The sequence below is a fragment of the Paenibacillus xanthanilyticus genome (genome assembly GCF_042682185.1).
In the GTDB taxonomy this organism is placed as follows: Bacteria; Bacillota; Bacilli; order Paenibacillales; family Paenibacillaceae; genus Paenibacillus_Z; species Paenibacillus_Z xanthanilyticus.
The window spans coordinates 3,429,851-3,455,582 of sequence record NZ_JBHUHA010000001.1; the positions used below are offsets into that span (position 1 = coordinate 3,429,851).

Here is a 25,732-nt window from a genome sequence, read left to right on the forward strand (position 1 = left end):
TCGCGTTCCTTGAGGCCGGCACGGCAAAGCCTCGCGAAGCAGCGCTTTAACCCGTTTGGGTCTGGCCGCCCGCTTGCTGCTTCCTTTTTCTCCAATACCACAAAAACGGCCGCAGCGGAAAATATAAAAAGTGCAGCGATTTGGGCAGAGGCAGCGCTTGCGCGTCCCAGCTGCTCGGATAGATTTGACTCATGACGTATAATCCTCGTTCCCGATTGGACATCATGGCGAAAAGATAGCGACGGTATTTCGCGGCCATCTCCTTCGTCTCCGGTTTCGGACTCAGGTTGACGATGTCGCGGACGAAGGCCAGCACGTCGTTAGCCAGCCGCAACGCAAGCGGATGGGTCGTTAACCCGCGCAGCCCCTTCGGAATCGGAGCGCCCAATAGCCCGTTGGCTAGGATAACCGCCTGGCCGCCTAAGTGTGCCGCGTCATATTGGCGGAACATGCGAGCCGTCAGCTCCCAGTTCGCCTCTCGCTGAAGCAGCGATTGAATATCGCATAACCAGCGCAAGCGGAACCAACCGTGCCGTGCTCCGTGAGAGATGAGATATTGGAACAGATCCGCATCGCCCAAGTAATGAAGCGGTGTGCTGACGAGCGTGCTCGTGTTGCTTCGCTCCCACAATTCATCGAAGGTCGGTTCCTTGACGGTGTTGGGATTCAGGCGCCAATGGACCTCGATTTGGATACCGCTTTCCTTGTGCGAGTAGGCCAGATGATGCGTCTTCCATTTCTTCGTGTTCAGTACTTGAGGCGCGTCATGCGTCGGATCGTATCCCTGTTCCCGGAGGATTTCTTCCATCCGCTCCACATCCGAGGCGGGAATCAGCATATCCAAATCTTTCGACGTTCGCATCGAAATATTGCCGTATAAGGCGTTGGCTAGAATGGGGCCTTTTAGGACGATCGTTCGGATGCCGTTCGTTTGCAGCGTCTTGTATATTCTTTCCATTTCCGCGGTCAACCGCATCATTTGAAAGATATTCCGACAGTAATCCTCGTAAAGCGACTGCATGACGAACTCGGGGACGGCCTCCGCTCCCGATTTCTTCAAATTCGTATACACCAAAGGATATACGCGGTGGTGCTTCACCATCCGTAGAAACTGTGCCCAATCGATACCGGATAGACATTCATCGGGCAGGGCGCTCGTTTCCCCTCCGCCTCCGAGAATCGCAAGCATGAGGCGGATTTCGTTCGAGAAATTATGGGTAGCGAGCGCGATTTGCTTATCCATGACACCATACTCCTTCTTTATCTGTCGATTGGGCCGCAGCCTGCCGGATGTTTGGCTTCCGTGCATGAGACTGGCCGGCCCATAGCAGCAGGCCGGCCGCTTGATGGCTTTGAATTAAAGCGCGAACGCGTGGCGATTCTCCCCGCGATTCATGTTCGGACGCCCGATCGAGCTGTAGACGAAGCCGGTCTCGGCGATCCGCTCTTCGGAATACACGTTGCGGCCGTCGATCAGAATCGGCTTCCGCAATGTCTCCTGCAGCGTCTTCAGGTCAACTTGCTCGAATTCCTGCCATTCGGTCAGCAGACACAACGCGTCCGCGCCCGACGCCGCTTCCAGCGCGCTGGTGCACCACGTGATCGAATCATGATCGACCCATTGGCGGAAGTTCGCCGTCGCGATCGGGTCGTAGGCGCGGATGGATGCGCCAGCCTTCAGCAATTCCTGGATAATCTCGATCGCCGGCGCGTCGCGAACGTCATCGGTGTTCGGCTTGAAGGCCAAGCCCCAGATGGTGATGACCTTCCCATTCAGATCGCCGAGCATCGTCTCCAGCTTGCGCAGAATGTTATACCGTTGGTCACGGTTGACGTCGACGACCGATTTTAATAGCTTGAACTCGTAATCCACGTTACCCGCGATCTGGATAAGCGCCTGCGTGTCTTTCGGGAAGCAAGAACCTCCATACCCGATACCCGCCTTCAAGAAAGAAGGTCCAATCCGATTGTCGTAGCCCATGCCTTCGGCCACGCTCGTGACGTCGGCGCCGACTTTCTCGCAGATATTCGCGATCTCGTTAATGAAGGATATTTTCGTCGCCAGGAACGCATTAGACGCATATTTAATCATTTCCGCGCTGCGGATATCGGTCACGATTATGTTGTCCGTAAGCGGACGATGGAGTTCCATGATGCGTCCTGCTGCCGCATCGTTCTCCGCGCCGATCACGATCCGGTCCGGATTAAACGTATCTCGCACGGCCGAGCCTTCCCGAAGGAACTCGGGAACGGATACGACATCGAACGGATGCGCGCTAAGTCCCGCGATGATCTCTTTGATCTTGCCGTTCGTGCCGACCGGTACCGTGCTTTTCGTGACGACGATTTTGTAATCGTCCATCGACAGCGCGATGTCCCGGGCCGCTTGCTCGATGAAGCCCAGATTCGCTTCGCCGCTAGGCAGCGACGGCGTACCGACCGCGATGATGATGATGTCGGATTTCCGAACGGCTTCTCCTAGGTCTGTCGTGAAAGAAAGACGACCGGCTTCCGCGTTTTTCACCATGATCTCCTGGAGGCCAGGCTCATAGATCGGTACCTGACCGTTGTTCAACATTTGAACTTTGGCCTCCACTTTATCTACGCAAATGACCTCGTTGCCCATCTCCGAGAAGCAAACTCCCGAGACTAACCCAACATAACCCGTGCCAATAACCGCAATTTTCATCGTTTATCCACTCCCGCTACACGCATTTCTCTATGATTTCGTTCCACCTGACGCTAAGGCGGATAATATCTTCTTCCACCAGCTCCGAACCGGTCTGCACTTCGATGATCTCCAGATCTTCCGACGCGAGAATGCTATGACAAGAACCCCGGGCGATCTTGACCACGTCGCCTGCCGCGATGTCGCTGCGGACCCCGTCCAGGATCATTTCGCCTTTGCCGGAAATGATCGTCCATACTTCGTCGCGCTTCTCGTGATACTGATAGCTTAAATTCCGCCCGGCTTTAATGCAGATCCGCTTGGTCAGCACCTCGTTGCCGTCGGCGTACTTCAAGAAATCGATAACCCGGTAATGACCCCAACGGCGCTCCTCGAACATCGGACGGCTGTCGATGCCGTTCAGCACTTCCTTAATTCTCGGGCTAGCCGCCTTCTCGCTAACGAGAATCCCATCCGGACTCGTCGCCACGACGACGTTCGACAAACCGAGAATGGTGACCGGAATGTCCAGCTCGTTGATCAGATGCGTATTCTCGCAATCCTCGCTAACGATGCCGCGGCCGAGCACCTTATGCTCCATCTCGTCGGTCAGCGTGTTCCAGGTGCCGAGATCGCGCCATTCGCCGTCATATTGGGATACCGCAATATGGCCCGCTTTCTCCACGACTTGATAATCGAAGCTGATTTTCGGCAGCTTCATGTATTGCTTCGCCATCTCGTCATATTGAATGGGCAGCTCGAGCGCGATCAGCATGTTGATGATGTAGTCGAGCTTGAATGCGAACACGCCGCAATTCCACAACGCGCCTTGTTCGATCAGCCGTACCGCGTCTGCCTCGCTCGGCTTCTCGGTGAAGCGGCTGACCCGACGATAGCCGGTCGCGCCGGAAGCGTCTTCGACCGTCGGAATGATATAGCCGTACTTTTCCGAAGGATAGGTCGGCGTGACACCGATCAGCGCCAGGTCGGCCCCCGACTCATTCAGCACGTCGTCCAATTGTTTGACTTTGTGGAAAAACGCCTCTTCTACGTACGGGTCGACCGGAAGCACCGCGATCGTCTCCTGAAGGCCGACCCCTTGAACGGAGTAGAGATAGGTGGCGGCCAAGGCAATGGCCGGGAACGTATCCCGACGTTCCGGCTCCACGATGAGCGGCGTCTCATAGCCGAGCTGGCTCTGCATCACTTCGACTTGAGCCTTGCTAGTCGCGATATGACTGTCGCGGCCCAACCCGGCCGCGCCGATCTGGCGCCAAACGCGCTGTACCATGGATTCGGCCGTCCCTTGCGGATCGGTCAACACCTTCAAAAATTGTTTGGATCGCGAATCGTTGGACAACGGCCACAGCCGCTTGCCCGATCCGCCCGAGAGAAGTACGAGTTTCATGACGTCTCTCCTTTCATCATCGTTGTTGGCGTTCTATGCGTAATTCCGAATGAACTCGGCGAGCGCATCCTTCCAGTGACGCATCGGGGGGAAGCCATTATACGCCAGCGCCTTGTGGTCAAAGACCGAGTAGGACGGCCGCTTCGCAGGCCGCGGGAACTGGTCCGTGCCTACAGGCTCTACGGTAACCGGCTTGCCGGCAAGTTCGAATATGGCTTGCGCGAATTCGTACCAAGAGCAGTGGCCGGCATTGGAAACGTGATACAAACCGTATTTTTCAGTTTCAACAAGGTTACATATCGTATCTACAAGGTCGTGCGTAAACGTCGGACAGCCGACTTGGTCGCTCACGACGCTGATCGTGTCCCGCTCGTCGGCGAGCTTCAACATCGTCTTTACGAAGTTGGCGCCGTTCGGTCCGTATACCCACGAGGTGCGCACGATGAAATGCTTCGAGCAGAATTGTTGAGCGAATTGTTCGCCGGCCAACTTCGTGCGCCCGTATACATTGATCGGCATCGTCGGTTGAAATTCGTCATACGGTTCGGTCCCTTGACCGTTGAATACATAATCGGTGCTGACGTAGACCAGTTTCGCGCCGGCATTCTCCGCAACCACTGCCAGGTTGCGCGAACCGTATGCATTCACTTGGTAAGCCGTCTCTTGATCGGTTTCGGCCTGATCGACTTTGGTATACGCCGCTGCGTGCACGATGACGTCGGGACGGAAGCCGTATATGATCGCTTTCGTCTCCTCGTAGTTCGTAATGTCCAGCTCGGCTCTGCCGCAGCCTTTGACTTCATAACCAAGCTTGGTTAAGGCGGCGACAAGATCCTGGCCGAGCTGGCCCTGCGCGCCGGTTACGAGCGCCTTCCCCTTAGCCATGGAGCTTCGCGCCGTACTGCTGCTCGTAATAGTTCATGTAATCGCCGTTCTTGATGCGCGACCACCAGTATTTATTGTCCAGGTACCATTGCACCGTTTCTTTGATGCCGGTCTCGAACGTGTACTTCGGCACCCAGCCGAGCTCGTTGGTCAGTTTCGTCGGGTCGATCGCGTAACGGCGGTCGTGGCCCTTGCGATCCTCGACGAACCGGATTTGCTCCTCCGACTTGCCCAGCAGCTCGAGAATGAGCTTGACGATCGTAATGTTCGTCCGTTCGTTATGTCCGCCGATGTTGTACACTTCGCCGGGTCTGCCGTTATGGATGACCAGATCGATCGCGGACGCGTGGTCCATGACGTGCAGCCAGTCGCGCACGTTCAAGCCGTCGCCGTACACCGGCAGGTCTTTGCCTTCGAGCGCGTTCGTCACCATGAGCGGAATCAGCTTCTCCGGGAAATGGAACGGTCCATAGTTGTTCGAGCAGCGCGTAATGTTGACGTTCATTCCGAATGTCTCGTGGTACGCGCGGACGAGCAGATCGCCGCCCGCCTTGCTGGCCGAATACGGACTATTCGGCGCCAGCGGCGTCTCTTCCGTGAAGTAGCCCGTCTCGCCGAGCGAGCCGTATACCTCGTCAGTGGAAATTTGCACGTATTTGCGCAAGTTGTGATCCTTCGCCGCATCGAGCAGCACTTGCGTGCCAAGCACGTTGGATTTGATGAAAATGTCGGGCTCGGTAATGCTGCGATCCACGTGGGACTCCGCCGCGAAGTTGACGATGATATCGATGGCGTAATTCTTCACCGTATCGTTGACGAGCGTCTTGTCGCAAATATCGCCCTTAATGAAATGATAATTCGGATGCTTCTCGACGGATGCCAGATTCTCCAGATTGCCTGCATACGTCAGCGCATCGTAGTTCACGATCGTGTAATGTGGGTATTTATCGATCATAAAGCGGATAAAGTTGCTTCCGATGAATCCTGCTCCACCCGTTACCAATAGGTTCATGTCTCTTGTCTCCTATATCGTAAAGTTGATTTCCGCGTCTTTCAGTCCCGGATGAACCGTATCCTTGTCGGATAGGACAACCTTGGACGTCGGCCAGTCGATGCCGAGATCTGGATCGGACCACAGAATGCCGCGGTCGTGTTCCTTCGAATACAGCTCGTCGACTTTATACATCACCTGCGTATGCGGCGTCAGCGTGCAGAAGCCGTGCGCGAAGCCTTTGGGCACGAGAATCTGGCGTTTGTTGCTCTCGCTGATGATCACGCCCACCCATTGGCCGAACGTTTCCGAACCTTCGCGGATATCGACCACGACGTCATAGATCGCGCCTGCCGCCACGCGTACCAGCTTGGTCTGCGCCTTCGGCGCGAGTTGGTAGTGCAGTCCGCGCAGCGTGCCGGCCTCCGCCGAGTAAGAATGATTATCCTGAATGAAGTCGTGGGTGATCCCCGCTTCGTGGAAGGTCTTTTTATTGTAGCTTTCGGTGAAGAAGCCGCGATGGTCGCCGAACACGTCGGTTTCGATCACGAGCACGCCGCTCAGCTTCGTCTCTATGATTTTCAAGCTTCATGTCTCCTTCGGTCGGATTACTTTGCCGCGACGGCTTCTTTTCCGAAATTCAAGTCGAATTGATGGTTACGGACGAGCTCATTGGCATGTGCCCACGATTCGTGCGTGCCGGCATCCGTCCACCAGCCGTTCATCAGATCATAGGTCAACGTGCCGGATTGGATGTAGGCGTTATTCACGTCCGTGATCTCCAGCTCGCCGCGGCCCGACGGCTTCAGCGTCCGGATGACGTTGAACACGTTGGCGTCGTACATGTAGATGCCGGTGACCGCATAGGAGCTCTTCGGCTGCTTCGGTTTCTCCTCAATGTCCACGATGAGGTTGCCATTCAGCTCGGCTACGCCGTAACGCTCGGGATCATGCACTTCTTTGAGCAAAATTTTCGCCCCGGTGCCTTGACGCTTGAAGTTCTCCACGTACGTCGTCAGGTCGTCGGAGAAAATGTTGTCGCCCAGGATGACCACCATCGGTTCGTCCTTGACGAAGCTCTGAGCAAGTCCAAGCGCCTGGGCGATGCCGCCGGCCTGGTCCTGCACCTTGTAGGAGAACGTCGCGCCGAATTCGTAGCCGCTGCCAAGCAGGTTGACCACGTCGCCCATATGATCCCGTCCGGTCACGATCAGAATATCTTGAATGCCCGCCGCGATCAGCTTATGGATCGAGTGATAGATCATCGGGTATTTGCCAACCGGCAGCAAGTGCTTGTTCGTTACTTTCGTCAATGGATACAACCGGGAACCGGTACCGCCTGCAAGAATAATGCCTTTCATTCCAATCCACGCTCCAATACTTTTTTATTCGCCCGTTTTTTCGCGAGCGGTGCGATTCGTTTGAGGTCGATCTCTTTCGTTACGATCAGTCCGGCGGCATAGATCGGGGCTGCTAGCAACCCGCCGACGATCAGCTGCGCCCATATGCCGCCGTCGAAAAACTCTTTCACCAGGAGGAGCAGTGCGGCCATGACCGCGGTCGTGCCCGCTGCCTTGGCTATCGAGACCCAAGGTAAGCGCCAAGCGATGAACCGCTTGGAATTGATATGCACCAGGAAGCAGTACGTGAAGGTTCCGCCGATCGCCGCGATCGCGGCGCCAAGGTATCCAAGCGGCGGCACGAGGATGAAGTTCAGTACCGTGTTCACGACCGCCGACGTCAGGACGAAGACGAGCATCCAACGCGTTTTCTCCCGTACTTCATAGCCTTTGTGTCCATACATGGACAAGTTCCACAGCAGCACGCTGACCAGTGCCAGCGGAATGAGCAGCGCGCCCTCCGTGTACGCTTCGCCGAGCAGAATCCGGCAAATTTCGTAGCGGTAGACAGTCACGAAGCCGACGATCGGAATCGTGAAGAGCAGCAGCACCTTGGAGAACATCGTAATCAGCTTCTCGAATTGCTTCGTCGTCACGCCGCTTTGGCTCGCGGCGTTCATGAACAGCGGATGCGCCGCCGTCAACAGCGGACTGCAAATCAAACCGATGCTGGACGTGACAATGGAGTAATTCGCGATATAAATGCCGACCTCGCGGCTGCTGTAGAAGAAGCCGATGATATAGCGGTCGCATAGGTTCAGCAGCGAATTGCCCAGAAACCAGCCGACCATCGGGAAACCGTAAAACGCGAATTGCTTGGCAAACGCAAGCGTGCCGCCAAGGCTCGCCCGCTCCGTCGCTTTCTCCTTCCGGCTGAGCACCGTAAGCCGGAGCATCGGGATCAGCACGATCAGGTTCGTCGCGATGAGCGCGATAAAGATACTGAGCGTATTCTTGTAAAGCGCATAGATGAAGAGCAGGGCCAAACCGAGTTTGAGCACGGCGCCGGCGATATTCACCTTGCGATAGGTCTTGGAATTCAAGTCCGACTGCAGCACCGCGCTGCACACCAGATACAGCGTCTGCGTGGCGATGAGCAGCAGGATGCACACATAGACGGCGGTCGTCAAATTCGAGTACGCCTTGACTAACGGGTAGGCGGCCGCGCCGATCGCGAGCACCAGCAGCATAATTGCGACCAGCACATTGCGCAGCTTCGCGTTGAAATCGCCCAATTCGTCCCGGCTCTTGTACAGCGGTCTATAGCGCTGGACCGACTGCTGCATCCATTGCGAGACCAACGTCGTCATTAGCAGCGCCGTGCTGAGAAGCAGCGCGTAGTCGCCGTAGCTGTCCGGGGAGAAAATCCGGGTGTACACCGACGTGGAGAACAAGTTCAGCAGCGCCGGGATCAGCAGCGCCGGACCATACACGAATATATCTTTCTTGATTCGATTAATGGTCTTAGAGAGAACGTCTCCGGCTTCGACCTCCGCGTTCATCGGCGCGCACCTTCGAGTCCCGCTACCGCCTGCTCAAAGCTAGCCTGCAGCTGCGGATGCGACAACCGCTGCTCCATTAAGGTGGATGCCGCCTCGCCAATCGATTTCGTCGCGGCCATGTTTTGCTTCAAGCGCATGATTTGCTTCGCGATGCCCTGCGCATTGTTCTCCTGCGTGGGTACGAGCACGATGTCCCGATCCGCGCTGAATACTTCCCGAATGCCCGGCGTATCGAGCGTTATGACCGCTTTGCCGCAGCTGGCCATCTGGTACACTTTGTTCGGCACGACGCGGAACGCTTTGCCGGTCTCGCCGAAAATGCCAAGACCCGCGTCGAACGAATTAATGAACGCCGGCAGCTGCTCGTAAGGCACGAAGTCGATGAATTCCACGTTGGTGAGCTGCAGTCGGTCCGCCAGCTGGAGCATTTCGTCCTTCGTTTGCCCGCCGCCCACGATGACGAAATGGACGTTCTCCTTGCCGTCGAGCTCTTTAGCCGCCATGAGGATTTTGTCGATACCGTGCATCGGAGAGAAACCGCCGTAGAACAGCACGTTAAAGCTGTCTTCCCGGTACGGTTTGACGGGAATCGGTTTGAAGATGTCTTCGGAGCCGACCGGAATGACCAGCACCTTATCTTCGCTGCACTTGTAATGCTCGACGAAATACTCTTTGTGCTTTTCCGTATCGCAGATGATTTTGTCGGACAGTTTCACGCATACGTAATCCGCCACGTACGCTTTCAGCGCCCGCAAGGAACGTTTCTTCGCGATCTTCCGGTCGTCGGTCACCGTGTCGAAGGAAGAAATGAGCATATCCGTGATGACCTTTCTGCCCATCAGTTTTGAGAGCAAAATGGAGATCGGCGCGCTTCCCTGGTTCAACGCCGGTATATAGACGACTTTTGTTTTAAACAGCAGTCCCGACAGCTTCTTGACGACGGTCCAGTAGTTAACGAACAAGTTGCCCTTCTTGTTTAGACTGACTTCTCGAAAGGCCATGCTCGAATTCCTCGTCAAGATGCGCGTTCGGGAGTAATTCAGCTCCCATCCAACCACTACGAAATTAAGACTTGTCATAACGAGACTTCCTTTTTAAATGGTTTGTATGACAACATGATCCCTATGAAAACGAACAGTATGGTTAGCGATCTCCAAAACGTAAAGGCATCCAGCACGAACATTTGGATCAGCGTTGAAACCCAGACGGAGAGCAAAATCGTTTGCATCGTCGCATGTACCCGATTTTTTCGTTGCGCGAGCTGGAAGACCATGCTCACGACCAAGTAAAGAAATGCGGCTAACCCCGTAATCCCGAGTTCAAGCAGGATCGTGATGTAGTTGTTATCTCCTGCCCTTGCTTCGCCATAATACAGCAAGAAGTACTCGACCGTATTCTTATACCCAATGCCGGTAAGCAAGTTCTGTCCGATGACGTCGAACGCCATGGACCACGAATCCACCCGGCCGCCGCTGACCGAATCGAAATCGGTAAACATGTTGGCAACCGTCATCGTAATACGACCCGCAAGCAGCTGGTACACTTCCTGGTTGAGGAGGAAGAGACCCGCGAGCGGCACGCTGACCGTGAAGGCCAGCTTGATTAGCACGCTCCCTCTTCGCGTAATCAAGGCGTAAAAGATGATGCCGACCAGGTAAATCAACATGGCGCCTCTGGAGAACGTAAGCAGGCAAGCGAGTATGCTGATAATGAGTCCGGTCGGAATCAGCCAGCCTTTCATCGCTTGAACCGCGGGAAGTCTGCTTTTCTCGAAAAGCAGGACGCTCAGCGCAATGGAAATCGCGGCCGTGAAATGCCCAAAGCTGTTCGATTCCATGAAAATACTGGACGCTCGATAAAACTTCTTGCTGCCGATCCATACCGTCTTGGAGTCTAGCGGAAGCTGAATGAGAAATTGAATGATACCGAACAAATTGGTCAGTACCGCCAAACTCAACACCCATTTTACGATGCGATCGTACCGGATCCTGTCGTACGTCGACAGGAGAAATACCGGGAAGACGACTTCGATAATTCGGCCCGCATTCAGGAAGCTCGTGAACGCCATGCCGGGGTTATACCGAAACACGCCGAGCACCGACACAATAACCGCCACGACGAACAAGAACGCCGCCGTCAGGATCACGCTGCCTTTCAAATGCTTCAGCCGGTACATGAAAATCAGCAAGCCGATCAGGAACAGGAGATCCCCGAATTGGACGGGCATACCGGCGACATTGACTTGCGGTAGTATCGTCAATGCGATCGCGTAACTAACGAGCCATACCTCGATGTTGACTAGGCATGCCGCAAACAACGCGACGAACAGGACGGTTCCTGCCACAAGCCCGAGCAGCATCATGTTGTTGCTGCTCACGCCAAGTACCGCGCCGCCGAGCACGGCGGTTAACAACGTTAGGATCAGCGTTCGATTGTGCCGAATGCTAGCTACCATAATGAAGTTCCTCGTAGACGCGTTTGATCCGCGCGGAATGAATATCGATATTGAAGTTTTCGTGCGCGGACGCATAGCCTTTATCCCGAATCCGCAGCGCCCACTCCGGATCGCGGAGGATGCGTTGCAGCTTCTCCGTCAATTCGCTGGAATCGCCCGGCCGGAACAGCAAGCCGGTTTCGTTGTCGACGATCAGCTCCGGTATGCCGCCTATGCGGCTGGCCACCACGATGACGTTGCTCATTTGTCCTTCGATGATCACGCGCCCGAACGCTTCCTCTTCGATCGAGGGGACGACCAACACGTTCAATTGGCTCATCAAGTTTTGCACGTCGGTGCGATAGCCGGTGAAGATGAAGTTTTCCTTAAAGCCCGAGTTGTCGATCAATTGCTTGATTTCATTCTCGTAGCCCTCCGACGCTTCGATCTCGGCCGAACCGATGATGATGAATTTGAACTTCTGCGAGGACCCCTTCATGAGGTTGATGGCCGCTTCGATGAACGTCCGGTGCCCCTTCCACGGTACAATGCGGCCTACGACGCCGATCAGCACCTCGTCGCCACCGATGCCATACGCCTCGCGGAGCTGAAATTCGTCTTTGCCCAGCTGCTTGTTCTTGACGCCGTTGTAGACACGGACGATCTTGGATTTATCCAAGCCTTCGTACTTGCTGCGGACAAAGTCCGAGATCGCGATGATTTTCTCCGCTCTGCGGTAGATCATTCGGTTAGCCACATTGTACGTATGCGTCCGGTCATGATAGATGTGTTTCGTCTTCCCCATGAACGTCGCCATCGTCGCGATGACTGCCGCCTTCAACGTATTCGTGTGCAAAATGTCCGGCTTCTCCTGCTTCAGAATGCTGCGCAGCTGCAGCGCGGTTTTGACCAAATGAACGACGCTGTACGCTTTCTTGGCGATGCCGCCCGATTCGTACGACTGCGCCGTTCCTTTCACGAATTCATCGGGCAAATGGAGCTCGTGCTTCTTCAGTTCCCTCCGCTTCTCCAGTTCGTTTTTGAACCGGCCCGGACCAGGGATAATAATCTCGGGTTTGACGGCAGTTTTGTCGATGCTGTCAATGAGCTGCAGAAGGCTGATTTCGCCTCCGGCCATATCGGTTTGATGACCGAAATACATGACTTTAATCAAACGAATACACCCTCAGCCGGTAATTTTGCGACGCGGACACCCAATTTCTCGTCAACGAAAGACTTGAATTCATCCCTGAACCTTTCGGTCGAGAAACGAGCTGCATTCTCTCTGCATGCATAATAATCAATGGCATCTTCTTGCTTCTCAAATCTCTCGACCGCGTCAACGATCGAGGGTACGGTCTGTTCATCGAAGAAAATGCCCGTCGGACGTTCGGTATCCATGCCCCGAACGATTTCGAGCGCGCCGCCTCTGCCGTAAGCAATGACCGGCGTGCCAGCCGATTGGGCTTCTACGATGCTGATGCCGAAGTCTTCCTCGGCCGCGAATACGTACGCCCGGGCGTTTTTCACGTATTCGATCACCTCGCTCGTAGGACGGAATCCGAGCAGCTGCACGTTGGCGCCGGCTTTGGCTTTTACTTTGTTAAAGTCGGGACCGTCGCCAATGACGATTAATTTCTTATCCGGCATGGCCGAGAACGCTTCGACGATCAGGTCGATTTTTTTGTAGGGCACCATGCGCGAGAAGGTCAGATAATAATCTTGTTTGGCAGCGCCGAATTGGAAGCGATCCACCTCGACGGGCGGATAAATCACATGCGCATCGCGGTGGTACGTTTTGTAAATACGTTTGGCGATAAAGCCCGAATTGGAGATGAAGTGGTCGACGCCGTTCGCCGTTCTCGCATCCCATAGCCGCATCTTATGCAGCATCCATTTTGCGACAAGGCCTTTGGCTCCTTTGTCCAACCCGGATTCTTTCAAATATTGGTGCTGTAAATCCCATGCATACCGGATCGGCGAATGGACGTACGAGATGTGAAGCTGCGTCGGACCCGTGATCACGCCTTTCGCCACGGCATGCGAGCTGGAGATAATTAAGTCGTAGGACGAAAGATCGAACTGTTCGACGGCAAGCGGCATGAATGGCAAATACGTGCGATATTTCTTCTTGCTCATCGGGAGTTTCTGAATAAACGACGTCGTGACCGGTTTGTTTTTAATAAACCCGCGTTCGCCGGGCGGCAGATGATCGACGGTTGAGAATATATCCGCATCCGGATACAACTGGAGCAGTTGTTCAAGCACTTTCTCGGAACCGGCATATGTAACGAGCCAGTCATGTACGATTGCGATTTTCATCTAGTACCTCACAGAACGAATATTAGTAGGCGCCTCTTTTGAGCAATACGGTCCATACGGTTTTGAACAGGATCTTAATGTCGAAGAAGACCGATTGATGGTAGACGTAATGCAGCTCCAAATCGACGCGTTCCGGATAACCGACGTCGCTCCGGCCGCATACCTGCCAATATCCGGTTACGCCAGGTTTAACGGACAAAAACTCGGATACACGGTTGCCGTACTCGATCAGTTCGTCCTTGACTACCGGACGCGGGCCGACTAAGCTCATCTCGCCCTTGAGCACGTTCACGAGCTGCGGTAGTTCGTCCAAACTCGTCTTGCGCAAAAAACGGCCAATGTTCGTGATTCGCGGATCTTCGTCTTGATCCAGCTTATAGTTATTGGCGATGTATTTGGCGTAAAGTTCCGGATCCTGCTTCAGCCGCTCCTCCGCATTGCTTACCATCGAACGGAATTTATAAATGCCGAACACGTTGCCGTGCTGACCGATACGTTTTTGCTTGAAGAATACGCTGCCTTTGGGATCATTGGTTTTGATCAAGATGGCAATCAGAATCATGACGGGCAGCAGGAAGATAAGACCAAAGAACGCGCCCGTGACATCTAGAGTCCGTTTCACCGCGTTGTTCAACGTGAGCGATCGCGGCGCTGCCTTTACATCGGCATTCGTATGATTCCTCAAGCTCATACGCGTTCACCTCGGCTTAACAGAAGTTCATCCCGTTTTTGCTTTTGCACGATCTCTTCCAACGCGTCCAGCAGTGGCGCTCGGAGGTCTTCGTTACGAAGCGCGAAGTCGACGCTTGTCAGAATGAAGCCCAGCTTCTCGCCTACGTCGTAACGCACCCCTTCGAAATCATACGCATATACGCCCTGCTTCTCATTCAGCTTCTGGATCGCGTCGGTCAGCTGAATCTCTCCGCCTGCACCAACCTCTTGCTCCTCCAAAAACTCGAAAATTTCGGGAGTCAGAACATAACGGCCCATGATGGCAAGATTCGACGGCGCGTTTCCTTTTTTAGGTTTTTCGACAAAGCGATTAACCTGATAGAGTCTACCAATGGCTTCCAACGGATCGACGATACCGTAACGATCGGTGTGCTCGGGGCGAACAGTCTGCACGCCGATAACCGACTTGCCTGTGCGCTCATATTGCTCCGCGAGCTGTCTGACGCATGGCGTCTCCGCTTGCACGATATCATCCCCAAGCAGGACGGCGAACGGTTCGTCACCGATAAAGTTGCGCGCGCACCATACGGCGTGTCCAAGTCCTTTCGCTTCTTTCTGACGAATGTAGTGGATATCAACATTGGAAGAACGCCGAACCTCGTCCAGCAGCTCGAATTTACCTTTGCTGAACAAGTTGTTTTCCAGCTCGAACGCATGGTCGAAATGATCTTCGATCGCGCGCTTGCCTTTACCGGTGACAATAATGATGTCTTCAATCCCGGAAGCGATGGCCTCTTCGACGATGTACTGAATAGTAGGTTTATCTACGATTGGGAGCATTTCTTTTGGCATAGCTTTTGTTGCGGGGAGAAATCTGGTGCCAAGCCCTGCTGCGGGAATGATCGCTTTTCTTACTTTTCTCATTACCATCACCCTATCTTGTTTATTTCCATAAAAAAACATAAATCATGCCCTTGGATAAAAGGGCATAATTTATCTTCTTTTATCCTATTAAAGGGCATTTAACCCATCCTCACATTACACCATTGACTATGGAAGTCTAAGGTTTGCCACCCACAGCGTAATCGAGTGCCTACAATGATAAAGGTATAGTAGACATTACCTGAAGCTATGCAGTTCGGAAGCATGCGTCATCACTACTTCGCCTGCTTGGTCATCCCGGAATCCTTACGGCTGCTTTTAATCAGCACCAGGCCCAGAATTCTTGCATTCACGTGCTCCAGGTTGGCTTTGGCTTTCTTTACGAAGTCTTTCTCGACCTTGCCAGCCGCCACAACCAGGACGACGCCATCGCATAACGGACTCAACACAAGACTATCCGTAACGGCAAGTACCGATGTCGTATCGGCGATAATAATATCGTAGCGATCCTTTAGGTCATCCATTAACCCTTGCATGCGGCTGGATCCGAGCAGCTCGGACGGATTAGGCGGGATCGGACCGGATGTTAGGATGGAGAGATTCTCAACTCCCGTGTCCCGAATAACCTCCTGCCAACCAGCCTGATTGGCCAGCACGCTCGAAAGTCCTGCGCGGTTCGTAAGCGAGAATACATGGTGCAAGGAAGGATTGCGGAGATCTGTATCGACAAGCAACACCCGCTTGCCGTCCTGTGCGTACGCGACGGCCAAATTACTAGCCGTCATCGTTTTGCCTTCTCCCTTCTGGGAGGAAGTGACCATGATGACCTTGGTTGGAATATTAACGGAGGAGAACTGTATGTTCGTTCTTAGCGTCCGGTAAGATTCATAGTTTGGAGAACTCGGATTGATGAGCGCAATATGTCGGTTACTGGTTGATCGTGGCATATTTACCTTCCTCCATTAAAGAAGTTTTCGCGTCCTTCTTATATTTGCGATCTTCCTTGTCGTTCTTCGTGATGAGAGCCAAGACCGGCAAGCCCAACTCTTCTTCGAGCTCTTCTTCCGTTTTAAACGTATTATCCAGGTAGTCAATGAAGAATACGAGTGTAACGGATGCAATTAATGCGACGATAAAGCTCAGGAGAACGCTCATGACCGGGTTGTAGTTGATCGGCGCTGCTGGCTCATCGGCAGAGGCTTCGTTCAGAATCGTCACGTTGTCAATTTTCATAATGGAAGGAATTTGTTCTTTAAACACCTTCGCGATACCATTGACACCTCTAACCGCGTTCTCATAGGAAGTATCGCGGTAAGTCAAACGCATGACTTGCGACTCTGCTGCGGCGCTGACCGTCGTGCGCGTCGAAATTTCCCGAGCGCTTGCTTTCAATTGCGGATATTGATCTGAAACTTTGCCCATGATGGCGGACGTGAGAAGGATCTCCTTATATGTATTGATCAGCATAATATTCGTTTGGACAGAGTTGATCGTCGGTTCCTCTTCTTGACCTTCGGTTTGCGTCGTTTGGTTAACGATCAACTTCGCCTCAGCCTCATAGACCGGAGTCGAGAAGAAGACCGACTTCACAACCGACAAAACTACCGCGCAACAGACAATTAATGCGATCAGCCATAATTTTTTCTGAATCACTTGCAGGTATCGCTTAAGTTCCACGTCCCAAGCCTCCAATTAAAAATTGTTTTTCAAACTTCTCTTTGTCTTTTTAGCCAAACATAATGAATTTTCGGATTGTAAGTTTTAAAATAAATGAATGTATAAATAAGAATCAGGCAGGAAATGATTACTGATACATTACGTATCCTTTGCAAGGTTTACTTTACGATACAGAACGTAACAAGTCAATACGTTTTTCATAGTTTTTGCAAGTTTGCGACATTTCGTCGCATTCAATGCAATTGTAAGCGTTTCGTATTAATATGAAAGAACGAGCAGTAATTTAGGAGGCGTTTTATGAATATTGGCAGCCGAATTGCGAAATTGAGGGAGGATCGGGGGTGGACGCAGGAACAGACATCCGCGTCTCTGGGGATCTCGCGGGCAGCTCTTTCGCACTATGAGAAGAACCGCAGGGAACCCGATAGCGAAACGTTATTGAAGTTCGCCAATCTGTTCCATGTGTCTGTTGATTACCTTGTAGGCCGAACGAACTCGACACAAATGACCCTGGATGAACCGATTAAGGATTTCGTCGATAAGCTTGAACTATCCGACGAGGAACTTCTCGATAAATTTGATCTTACGATTGACGGCAAGAAACTTTCCGCCGAGGAAGCTCGTCGTTTCATCGCGTTTGTCCGCGCGGAACGCATGATGAATTCCTAAGCTTACGCATCCTATATTCAGGAATAAAACCACAGCCAGGGCACGGTTGCCAGGCTATGGTTTTATTCCTGCTTCTTCTTTATTTATCGGCACTCGCGAGAGTTCGGCCGGCAACTTCAATCTGTCGATGCCCAGCTGTTCGATAATGACTTCAACACTGATTTCTGTTTTTATCCGCGTGTTTTCCGCTTCAGATATCCGTTTTACATTATCCATCGCTAGATCCTGCCTTTTCCGTTTCGGTATATTGCCGCGCTTTGCCCGACTTATCAAGTATAGTCAAACCGTTTTTCAAAGGCTGTCGGAACCTTGGGGCTATTTTCCTCTCTTTTTGTCGAAGATCTATTTCCCTCAAAGAAGAAACGGCTCCCTAGGAATGAAGTCTTCCTTTGAAGCCGCTCTCGGTTCTGCATCTATGCGATTATTCAGCTCTTCCCGCCGATTTGAGTTCCTCTTCCCATTTCTCTTTTAATCCTAGCTGCGCGAGTATCATTTGGATGTCGAGCGTGATCCGTTTCTTTTCTTCATGCTTCCCGCTAATAGCCCTTGAATGCTCCGCCATCAGTATGTACCGCCTCTCCATCTCTCCAATATGTAACATTCTCTCTCTAGATTACCTCTTCTTATTTTATCGCGTTATCGCTACAATGTGTGTCGAAGCCTGGATCAGTTTCCCATATTTTTTCATCGCCTTTTGTCGGATACTGGCGAGTCAATAAAAAAAGAGAGCCCTTTAGAGGCTCTCTCTTCGTTTCTCGTATTAATTCCCGCCAACCCGCGCCAGTTCCTTCATGTTGGCTTCGAAAGCCGCCAGAAGGGCTGCGTCGCCGGTAAGGCCGGTAGCTTCTACTTTCTCGATCTGCTCGAGCATCCGCTTGTAATCCTTCGGAATAACGCGGACGAACTTCGGCAGGTAGGTGGCCCAGTCGCTCAGGACGCGGTCGCCGACTGCGGAGCCCGTGTTCTGCACGTGGCGCTCGATCATGCCGCGCAGCTCGGCTATTTCGGCTTCGGACTCGACGCGCTCGAGCAAGACCATCTCGAGGTTGCAGTTCTGGTAGAACGTGCCGGCTTCATCCAGGACGTATGCGACGCCGCCGGACATACCTGCCGCGAAGTTGCGGCCCGTGCCGCCGAGGACGACGACGCGTCCGCCGGTCATGTACTCGCAGCCATGGTCGCCTACGCCTTCGACGACGACGCGAACGCCGGAGTTACGGACCGCGAAGCGCTCGCCCGCGATGCCGCGAATATACGCATCGCCGTTCGTGGCGCCGTAGAACGCGGTGTTGCCGATAATGACGTTCTCCTCCGACTTAAAGGTCGCTTTCGGCGACGGCGCGACGATAATCTTGCCGCCCGAGAGACCTTTGCCGACGTAGTCGTTGGAATCGCCCTCAATGGAGAGCGTGATGCCCTTCGGCACGAACGCGCCGAAGCTCTGGCCGGCCGAGCCGACGAAGTGGAATGAGATCGTATCTTCCGGCAAGCCTTTCGCCCCATAACGGCGCGTGACTTCGCTGCCCACGATCGTGCCGACGACGCGGTTCGTGTTCGCGATCGGGAACGTCGCGCGTACTTGCTCGCCGCTCTCCAGCGCAGGCTGCGCCGCTGGCAGCAGCTTCTGCATGTCGAGCGATTCGTGCAGCAGGTGGTTCTGCTCCTGCACTTGGTAACGCGCGGAGCCTTCCGGCAGCTCCACTTGGTACAGCAGCGGCGTCAAGTCGATGCCTTTGAGCTTGTAATGATCGATCAGGTCTTTCGTCTTCAGACGATCGACGCGGCCGACCATTTCGTTCACCGTGCGGAAGCCCAATTGCGCCATGATCTCGCGGAACTCCTGTGCGACGAAGAGCATGTAGTTGACCATGTGGCTCGGGTCGCCCATGAACTTCTTGCGCAGCTCCGGGTTCTGCGTCGCGACGCCGACCGGACAGGTATCCAGCTGGCACACGCGCATCATGATACAGCCGAGCACGACGAGCGGTGCCGTCGAGAAGCCGTATTCTTCAGCGCCGAGCAGCGTTGCGATCGCGAGATCGCGGCCGTTCATGATTTTGCCGTCCGTCTCCACCACGACGCGGTCGCGGAGGTTGTTCAGGATCAGCGTCTGGTGCGTCTCGGCAAGGCCAAGCTCCCACGGCAAGCCCGCATGGCGGATCGACGCCAGCGGCGATGCGCCCGTGCCGCCGTCGTAACCCGAGACGAGAATGACGTCCGCGCGGCCTTTGGCAACGCCCGCCGCGATCGTGCCTACGCCGACCTCGGATACGAGCTTCACGTTGATGCGCGCGCGAGGGTTCGCGTTCTTCAAGTCATGGATCAGTTCTGCCAAATCCTCGATCGAATAGATGTCATGGTGCGGCGGCGGGGAGATAAGTCCTACGCCCGGCGTCGAACCGCGGACTTCGGCTACCCAAGGGTAGACCTTGCGTCCTGGCAGCTGACCGCCTTCGCCCGGCTTCGCGCCTTGCGCCATCTTGATCTGGATCTCGTCGGCATTGACCAGGTAGTTGCTCGTCACGCCGAAGCGGCCGGATGCAACCTGCTTGATCGCGCTGCGGCGGGAATCGCCGTTCGCATCCGGGATGAAGCGCGCCGGATCTTCGCCGCCTTCGCCCGTATTGGACTTGCCGCCGATGCGGTTCATCGCGATCGCAAGCGCCTCGTGCGCTTCCTTGCTGATGGAGCCGAACGACATGGCGCCCGTCTTGAACCGCTTCACGATCGATTCCACGGACTCGACTTCGTCGAGCGGAATCGGCTGCGCGTCGAAGTTGAAGTCCAGCAGCGAGCGGAGCGTCAGGTGCTTCTTGTCTTCGCCCTGCACCATCGCCGAGAATTTCTTGTACATGTCATAGTTATTCGTACGCGAAGCCATCTGCAGCGTGTGGATCGTCTGCGGGCTGAACAGGTGGTCTTCGCCGTCTTTACGCCATTGGTACTCGCCGCCGGAGTCGAGCTCCTTCACGCGGCCTTCCTGCTCGGCGAACGCCCGGTTGTGATGCTTGAGCGTCTCTTGCGCGACGATATCGAGGCCGATGCCGCCGATGCGCGAAGGCGTCCACGTGAAGTACTTCTCGATCAGCTCTTCCTGCAGACCCACGGCTTCGAAAATTTGCGCGCCGCGGTACGATTGAATCGTCGAAATCCCGTATTTGGACAGGATTTTCGTAACGCCTTTCGTCGCTGCTTTAATGAAGTTCTTGACCGCTTTCTCGTGCGTTACGCCGCGCAGCATGCCTTGGCGGATCATGTCGTCGAGCGTCTCGAACGCCAGGTACGGGTTCACCGCGCTGACGCCGTAGCCGAGCAGCAGGGCGAAGTGATGCACTTCGCGCGGCTCGCCGGATTCTAGCAGGATGCTGACGCGCGTACGCGTGCCTTCGCGGATCAAATGGTGATGCAGCGCGGAGACGGCCAGCAGCGCCGGGATCGCCGCGTTCTCGCGGTCAACGCCGCGGTCGGACAGAATCAGAATGTTGTGACCTTTCGCGATGACGCGGTCGGCCGCTTCGTTCATTTGCTCAAGCGCCGCGCGCAGCCCTTCTTCGCCTTCGGCAGCCGGGAATAGAATCGGCAGCGTGATCGACTTGAAGCCAGGACGGCGGACATGGCGCAATTTGGCGAACTCTTCATTAGAAAGAACAGGCGATGCGAGCGAGATCTGGCGCGCGCTCTCCGGCTCCGGATGAAGCAGGTTGCGCTCCGGTCCGATCGTCGTCGTCGTCGCGGTGATGATCTCTTCGCGAATCGCGTCGATCGGCGGGTTCGTGACTTGCGCGAACAGCTGCTTGAAGTAGTTGTACAGACGCTGAGGGCGCTCCGACAGAATAGCCAGCGGCGCGTCGTAACCCATGGAAGCGATCGGCTCTACGCCGCTGCCTGCCATTGGCTCGAGCACTTTGCGCACGTCTTCGAATGTATAACCGAAAGCTTGCTGGCGGCGTTCGACGGACTCATGGTCCGGCTCCGGCAGCTCTGGCGCGTCCGGCAGATCGTCGAGTCCGATCAGGTGCTCGTTCAGCCATTCGCGGTAAGGCTGCTCGCCCGCGATCGCGGCTTTCACTTCCTCGTCGGAAATGATGCGGCCTTCCTTCGTATCGACCAAGAGCATGCGGCCTGGACGCAGACGGTCTTTATATAGGATGTTCTCCGGATCGATAGGCACCGTGCCTGCTTCGGAACCGAGAATGATGTGGTCGTCCTTCGTTACGTAATAGCGAGCCGGACGCAAGCCGTTGCGGTCGAGGATCGCGCCGATCTGCGTGCCGTCGGTGAATGCCATCGCCGCCGGACCATCCCATGGCTCCATCAGCGTGCTGTGGTATTCATAGAAGGCTTTCTTCGTATCGTCCATCGTCTCATGGTTCGACCACGGCTCCGGCACCATCATCATCGCGACGTGCGGAAGCGAACGGCCGGACAGGAAGAGGAATTCCAGCGTGTTGTCGAACATGGCCGTATCGGATCCATCCGGGTTAATGACCGGTTTGACTTTGTCCATGTCGCTGCCGAACAGCTCGCTCTCGAAGAGCGACTGGCGGGCATGCATCCAGTTGACGTTGCCGCGCAGCGTGTTGATCTCGCCGTTGTGGATCATATAGCGGTATGGATGCGCGCGCTCCCAGCTCGGGAACGTGTTCGTCGAGAAGCGGGAGTGGACGAGCGCAATCGCCGTTTCGACCGCTTCGTCGCTGAGCTCCACGTAGAACGAGCGGACCTGCTCGGTCGTGAGCATGCCTTTATACACGATTTTCTTGCTCGAAAGGCTCGGGAAGTAGAACACGTCCCCGCCCTCGGCGCCCGCATAGCGAATCGCCAGCTCGGCGCGCTTGCGGATGACGTACAATTTGCGTTCAAAGGACATTTCGTCCTGCAGGTCGGCGGATTTGCCGATGAATACTTGACGGACGTACGGTTTAACCGCAAGCGCCGATTTGCCAAGCTTCTCATCGTTCGTCGGCACGGTGCGCCAGCCGATAACGGTCTGTCCTTCCTCGCGGATGATCGTCTCCAGCTCGCGCTCGTTTTTGCCGCGGACCGTCTCGTCCTGGGACAAGAACAGCATGCCTACCGCATAATCGCCGCTTGCTGGCAGTTCGATTCCGAGCCCTTTCATCTCGCGCTCGAAGAACTTGTGCGGGATTTGAAGCATGATACCCGCGCCGTCCCCCGTATTCGGCTCGCTGCCTTGGCCGCCGCGGTGTTCCATGTTCTCCAGCACCGTGAGCGCCTGACGGACGATTGTATGCGACTTTTTCCCCTTGATGTTTGCCACAAAGCCCATCCCGCATGCGTCTTTCTCGTACTGCGGGTCGTATAGACCTTGCTTCGGCGGCAATCCGAAACGATTCTCTTTCATTGCGTGCAACCTTTCTATCAGAAGATTTTTGTGCAAACGTAAATCATGACGGCCCTACGCTTCAATTTAGAAGCACAATCGCTTACAATGGAAAAGGAGTGCAACCTCGACCGTTTCCGCATCTTCGAGAGCACGAACATTCCGGCTCTACAGATGTTCATTGTACGGAATCTCGCTTTATCGCTTCGATGTGCCGCAGTTCAAACATCCAATGCGCAAATTTTGTATTTATATGATAATACCATCACCCCATTGCGATATCAATTTATTCTTTTTATGATTGTGATAAGAGATCTTTTACGAAAGATGCCAGTTTCGAACATTCATATAGCCTAACTATAGCAAAAGGAAGTGGTCTCATTGTATAGCAACTTTAGGAAAACGCCTCTTACGCTCCTCTCGCTCGCGGCGATCTTGCTCGCCGGCTCGCTCCCGCAGACCGGCGCGGCAGCGCCGAACGCGAACCAAACGTCCGCAGCGCATATCGCCGAAATCCGGACAATCCCTCTCGCGGCCGCGGCGCCCGTATCCGCTTACAACCGCGCCAATCCGTACAAAATCGTGGCCATCGGCGACTCGCTCACGGTCGGCTACGAGATGGGGATTACCGACCCGTCGGCGCTCTATGGCTACGTCGGGCGGATCTATGAGCAGGCGCTCTATCGCGGCGCCGCCGAAGTGCAGAACTTCGGCATTCTCGGCCTGAAGAGCGGCGGCTTGAAGAGCTGGCTGGATGCGGCTGTTCAAGGCACGACGGTAGCGGCTGAGGACGCGCAGAGCGGTTTGTCCAAATACCCGTACGCAGCCGAGACGATCGCCAAGTCCGCCGCGCTCAAGGAAGCGGCCAGCGAGGCGGATTTGATCGTCATGACGATCGGCGGCAACGATTTTCTTCCTATATTTACGGAGCTGCAATCGAGAACCGTAGAACCGGCCGAGCTGCAGAAGCTGCTCGACGATCTGCTCGCAGGCTATAGCGCCACGCTCGAAGCTTCCCTGCGCGCGATCGTCAGCCTGAATCCGGATGCCAAGATCGTGCTCGCCGACCAATATTTGCCGCTTCCGAAGCCAAGCCAGTTTGTGAAAGTGGTCACCGAGGAGCAATATGCCGTTCTCGAAAAGGCGGTCTCCGCACTGCACGACGCGCTAGAAGCGGTGGAGTCGAAACTTGCCGGAGAAGGCGTATCATTGTCGATCGTTGACATCGCCACGCCGTTCGCCGGCCAGCAATTCATGCTCACTTCCATTCGCGACAAAGACGTACATCCGAACAATGCCGGCTACGAGGTGATCGGACAACAGTTTGCGAGCGCCATCTGGGGCGACTACCGCAAGGCCGCTCCGCTGGCCGCGGACACGCCGCTTCATTTGGTCGTGAATGGCAAAGAACTGACCGGCGGCAACAAACCGGTTATTAAGAATAACACGACGTTCCTGCCGATGCGCGACGTCGCGAGCGCGCTTGGCGCCACGCTCGCCTGGGACGGCAAAACCCAAACGGCGACGATTCAGGCTTCAGGCAAGAAAGTGGCGTTCACGATCGGCGCAAAGACGATGAACGTGAACGGCCAACCGGTGCCGCTGGCAACGCCGGCCTACCTCGCGAAGAATGGCAAAAACCTCTCGACGTATTTGCCCCTCGCGGCATTGTCGGAGGGTCTTGGCTATCAGGTCGTCTACCGCAAGACAATCAAAACGGCATTTATTAATCCATAATTTTCCTTCCTATATTAAGCGCAAAAAAACCAGTCTGGGAACCGGCCGCATGTCGACCGTTTCCAGGCTGGTTTTTTCGGTTCGCCCGCGCGATGCGGGCGTCTACTCCTCCATGTACGGCTTGCCTTCCTCGCCGCCGAGGCCGATGCGGGTCAACTCCTCGATGGTGAAGAGCGAATGGAAGCGCAGGCCGGCCGCTTCAATGTTCCGGCGGCCTTCCGGATCCTGCTCGATCACGCAGATGACGTCGGTCACGTTCGCCCCGGCCGCGCGAAGATCCGTTACGCTTTGCAGCACCTGCGCACCCGTAGAGACGAGGTCCTTGATAACGCAGACGCGCTTGCCCGAGATCTCCGCGCCCTCCGCGACCCGCCCGGTCCCGTACTGCTGCGCCTTCAGGCGCACGAACACGGCCGGCAGCCGCGTCTCCAAGGACAGCACGGTTACAAGGGGAATGCCGCCCAGCTCTAGCCCCGCCAGCACCTGCGTGCCGACCGGCACGAACGTGGACATCTCCCACGCGATCGCGCCCATGAGCCGCGGGTCGGATTCGAACCGGTACGGATCGACGTAATTGTCGCTTGTCGCGCCGGAGCGCATGCGTACTTCCCCGTTCCAATGCGCGAGCTTATAGATTTCCTCGGCCATCATTTGCTTGTCCATGGTAAGAAAGATCGCCTCCTTCGCTGAAATAAACGGACGATGAGGCTTGCCGCCGGCGGCGTCCATGCTACTTGTACTCCCGGCTGAGCGCCTCGAGAGAACTTAATCCCTTCTCCGCCCAGCGCTTCAGCTTGTCCAGCGCTTCCATCTCGCGCGCCAGCGCGGCCATAAGCGAGCTCCGGTAATCCGGCACGTCGCCGCGGAAAGGCGACAAGTCGCCATAAGGCACGTTCGTCTTCTCCGTGTAGCTGAGCGCCCGGCGCTCATGGAACATCGGCACGTCGGGGTCGTACGGATTGTGCAGATCCCCCTGCTCCGGATGCTTGCGCACCGCCAGAATCTTCACGAGCGCGCGAGGTCCGCCGGCTTCGACCACTTCTCCGATGTATTCTCCCGTCTTTACCTTCGCGTTGACCAGTTCGCCCGCTTCCGGACGGTAGGGTTCGCCTGCTCTCATGACGCGTTCACGCTCCATTCG

Annotated in this window: 23 protein-coding genes; 2 read left to right on the plus strand and 21 right to left on the minus strand. The window is 55.0% G+C overall.

Annotated elements, in window-relative coordinates; all coding sequences use genetic code 11:
* Positions 1-46: 46 nt before the first annotated feature.
* The 16 genes from ACFSKT_RS14745 to ACFSKT_RS14820 form a co-directional block, all read right to left on the minus strand.
* Entirely contained in the window at positions 47-1,243 is a 1,197-nt protein-coding gene (locus ACFSKT_RS14745; RefSeq protein WP_377721739.1) for a nucleotidyltransferase domain-containing protein, read from the minus strand.
* A gap of 114 nt (positions 1,244-1,357) precedes the next feature.
* Positions 1,358-2,689: a UDP-glucose dehydrogenase family protein gene (locus tag ACFSKT_RS14750; RefSeq protein WP_377721740.1), complete on the minus strand. Its 1,332-nt coding sequence runs from the start codon at positions 2,687-2,689 to the stop codon at positions 1,358-1,360.
* 16 nt (positions 2,690-2,705) lie between these two features.
* The gene (locus ACFSKT_RS14755) at positions 2,706-4,076 is read right to left on the minus strand and encodes a sugar phosphate nucleotidyltransferase (protein WP_377721741.1); all 1,371 of its coding nucleotides are present in this window, start codon (positions 4,074-4,076) and stop codon (positions 2,706-2,708) included.
* A 33-nt stretch (positions 4,077-4,109) separates the two neighbouring features.
* Positions 4,110-4,961, minus strand: coding sequence for a dTDP-4-dehydrorhamnose reductase (rfbD, locus tag ACFSKT_RS14760; protein WP_377721742.1), 852 nt, complete (start codon positions 4,959-4,961; stop codon positions 4,110-4,112).
* Positions 4,954-5,973: a dTDP-glucose 4,6-dehydratase gene (gene rfbB / locus ACFSKT_RS14765; protein WP_377721743.1), complete on the minus strand. Its 1,020-nt coding sequence runs from the start codon at positions 5,971-5,973 to the stop codon at positions 4,954-4,956. The genes rfbD and rfbB overlap by 8 nt, the downstream gene beginning before the upstream one ends.
* A gap of 12 nt (positions 5,974-5,985) precedes the next feature.
* Positions 5,986-6,537 carry a dTDP-4-dehydrorhamnose 3,5-epimerase gene (gene rfbC / locus ACFSKT_RS14770; protein WP_377721744.1) on the minus strand — a complete coding sequence of 184 codons (552 nt, stop codon included), beginning with the start codon at positions 6,535-6,537 and terminating at the stop codon, positions 5,986-5,988.
* A 23-nt stretch (positions 6,538-6,560) separates the two neighbouring features.
* The gene (locus tag ACFSKT_RS14775; RefSeq protein WP_377721745.1) at positions 6,561-7,313 is read right to left on the minus strand and encodes a sugar phosphate nucleotidyltransferase; all 753 of its coding nucleotides are present in this window, start codon (positions 7,311-7,313) and stop codon (positions 6,561-6,563) included.
* Complete coding sequence (locus tag ACFSKT_RS14780; RefSeq protein ID WP_377721746.1) at positions 7,310-8,854, minus strand: lipopolysaccharide biosynthesis protein; 1,545 nt, start codon at positions 8,852-8,854, stop codon at positions 7,310-7,312. Before ACFSKT_RS14780 ends, ACFSKT_RS14775 begins: the two co-directional genes overlap by 4 nt.
* Complete coding sequence (locus ACFSKT_RS14785; RefSeq protein WP_377721747.1) at positions 8,851-9,855, minus strand: glycosyltransferase; 1,005 nt, start codon at positions 9,853-9,855, stop codon at positions 8,851-8,853. Before ACFSKT_RS14785 ends, ACFSKT_RS14780 begins: the two co-directional genes overlap by 4 nt.
* A 74-nt stretch (positions 9,856-9,929) precedes the next feature.
* Positions 9,930-11,309: an O-antigen ligase family protein gene (locus ACFSKT_RS14790; protein WP_377721748.1), complete on the minus strand. Its 1,380-nt coding sequence runs from the start codon at positions 11,307-11,309 to the stop codon at positions 9,930-9,932.
* Positions 11,299-12,462 (minus strand): glycosyltransferase family 4 protein, encoded by a 1,164-nt coding sequence (locus tag ACFSKT_RS14795; RefSeq protein WP_377721749.1) that lies wholly within the window; start codon positions 12,460-12,462, stop codon positions 11,299-11,301. Before ACFSKT_RS14795 ends, ACFSKT_RS14790 begins: the two co-directional genes overlap by 11 nt.
* Positions 12,459-13,610 carry a glycosyltransferase family 4 protein gene (locus ACFSKT_RS14800; protein ID WP_377721750.1) on the minus strand — a complete coding sequence of 384 codons (1,152 nt, stop codon included), beginning with the start codon at positions 13,608-13,610 and terminating at the stop codon, positions 12,459-12,461. The genes ACFSKT_RS14795 and ACFSKT_RS14800 overlap by 4 nt, the downstream gene beginning before the upstream one ends.
* Before the next feature lie 22 nt (positions 13,611-13,632).
* Positions 13,633-14,301 (minus strand): sugar transferase, encoded by a 669-nt coding sequence (locus ACFSKT_RS14805; protein ID WP_377721751.1) that lies wholly within the window; start codon positions 14,299-14,301, stop codon positions 13,633-13,635.
* Positions 14,298-15,206 (minus strand): UTP--glucose-1-phosphate uridylyltransferase GalU, encoded by a 909-nt coding sequence (galU, locus tag ACFSKT_RS14810; protein ID WP_377721752.1) that lies wholly within the window; start codon positions 15,204-15,206, stop codon positions 14,298-14,300. Before galU ends, ACFSKT_RS14805 begins: the two co-directional genes overlap by 4 nt.
* Before the next feature lie 233 nt (positions 15,207-15,439).
* Positions 15,440-16,111: a CpsD/CapB family tyrosine-protein kinase gene (locus tag ACFSKT_RS14815; RefSeq protein ID WP_377721753.1), complete on the minus strand. Its 672-nt coding sequence runs from the start codon at positions 16,109-16,111 to the stop codon at positions 15,440-15,442.
* Complete coding sequence (locus ACFSKT_RS14820; protein ID WP_377721754.1) at positions 16,092-16,841, minus strand: YveK family protein; 750 nt, start codon at positions 16,839-16,841, stop codon at positions 16,092-16,094. Before ACFSKT_RS14820 ends, ACFSKT_RS14815 begins: the two co-directional genes overlap by 20 nt.
* Positions 16,842-17,138: 297 nt before the next feature.
* On the opposite strand from ACFSKT_RS14820, the gene ACFSKT_RS14825 reads away from it, so the two are divergent.
* Positions 17,139-17,510 (plus strand): helix-turn-helix domain-containing protein, encoded by a 372-nt coding sequence (locus ACFSKT_RS14825; RefSeq protein WP_377721755.1) that lies wholly within the window; start codon positions 17,139-17,141, stop codon positions 17,508-17,510.
* A gap of 54 nt (positions 17,511-17,564) precedes the next feature.
* Here the strand turns inward: ACFSKT_RS14825 and ACFSKT_RS14830 are convergent, their stop codons facing one another.
* The 3 genes from ACFSKT_RS14830 to gltB all read right to left on the minus strand — a co-directional run bounded on the left by ACFSKT_RS14830 (position 17,565) and on the right by gltB (position 22,875).
* On the minus strand, positions 17,565-17,726 hold the full coding sequence (locus tag ACFSKT_RS14830) for a hypothetical protein (protein ID WP_377721756.1): 162 nt from the start codon (positions 17,724-17,726) through the stop codon (positions 17,565-17,567).
* 205 nt (positions 17,727-17,931) lie between these two features.
* Positions 17,932-18,072 carry a hypothetical protein gene (locus ACFSKT_RS14835; RefSeq protein WP_377721757.1) on the minus strand — a complete coding sequence of 47 codons (141 nt, stop codon included), beginning with the start codon at positions 18,070-18,072 and terminating at the stop codon, positions 17,932-17,934.
* Positions 18,073-18,270: 198 nt separating this feature from the next.
* Positions 18,271-22,875, minus strand: coding sequence for a glutamate synthase large subunit (gene gltB / locus ACFSKT_RS14840; protein ID WP_377721758.1), 4,605 nt, complete (start codon positions 22,873-22,875; stop codon positions 18,271-18,273).
* A gap of 360 nt (positions 22,876-23,235) precedes the next feature.
* Here gltB and ACFSKT_RS14845 point away from each other — a divergent pair, with 360 nt between their 5' ends.
* Positions 23,236-24,591 (plus strand): stalk domain-containing protein, encoded by a 1,356-nt coding sequence (locus ACFSKT_RS14845; RefSeq protein ID WP_377721759.1) that lies wholly within the window; start codon positions 23,236-23,238, stop codon positions 24,589-24,591.
* Positions 24,592-24,693: 102 nt separating this feature from the next.
* Here the strand turns inward: ACFSKT_RS14845 and ACFSKT_RS14850 are convergent, their stop codons facing one another.
* Entirely contained in the window at positions 24,694-25,254 is a 561-nt protein-coding gene (locus ACFSKT_RS14850) for an orotate phosphoribosyltransferase (protein ID WP_377721760.1), read from the minus strand.
* A 67-nt stretch (positions 25,255-25,321) separates the two neighbouring features.
* Positions 25,322-25,711, minus strand: coding sequence for a kinase-associated lipoprotein KapB (kapB, locus tag ACFSKT_RS14855; protein ID WP_377721761.1), 390 nt, complete (start codon positions 25,709-25,711; stop codon positions 25,322-25,324).
* Positions 25,712-25,732: the final 21 nt, after the last annotated feature.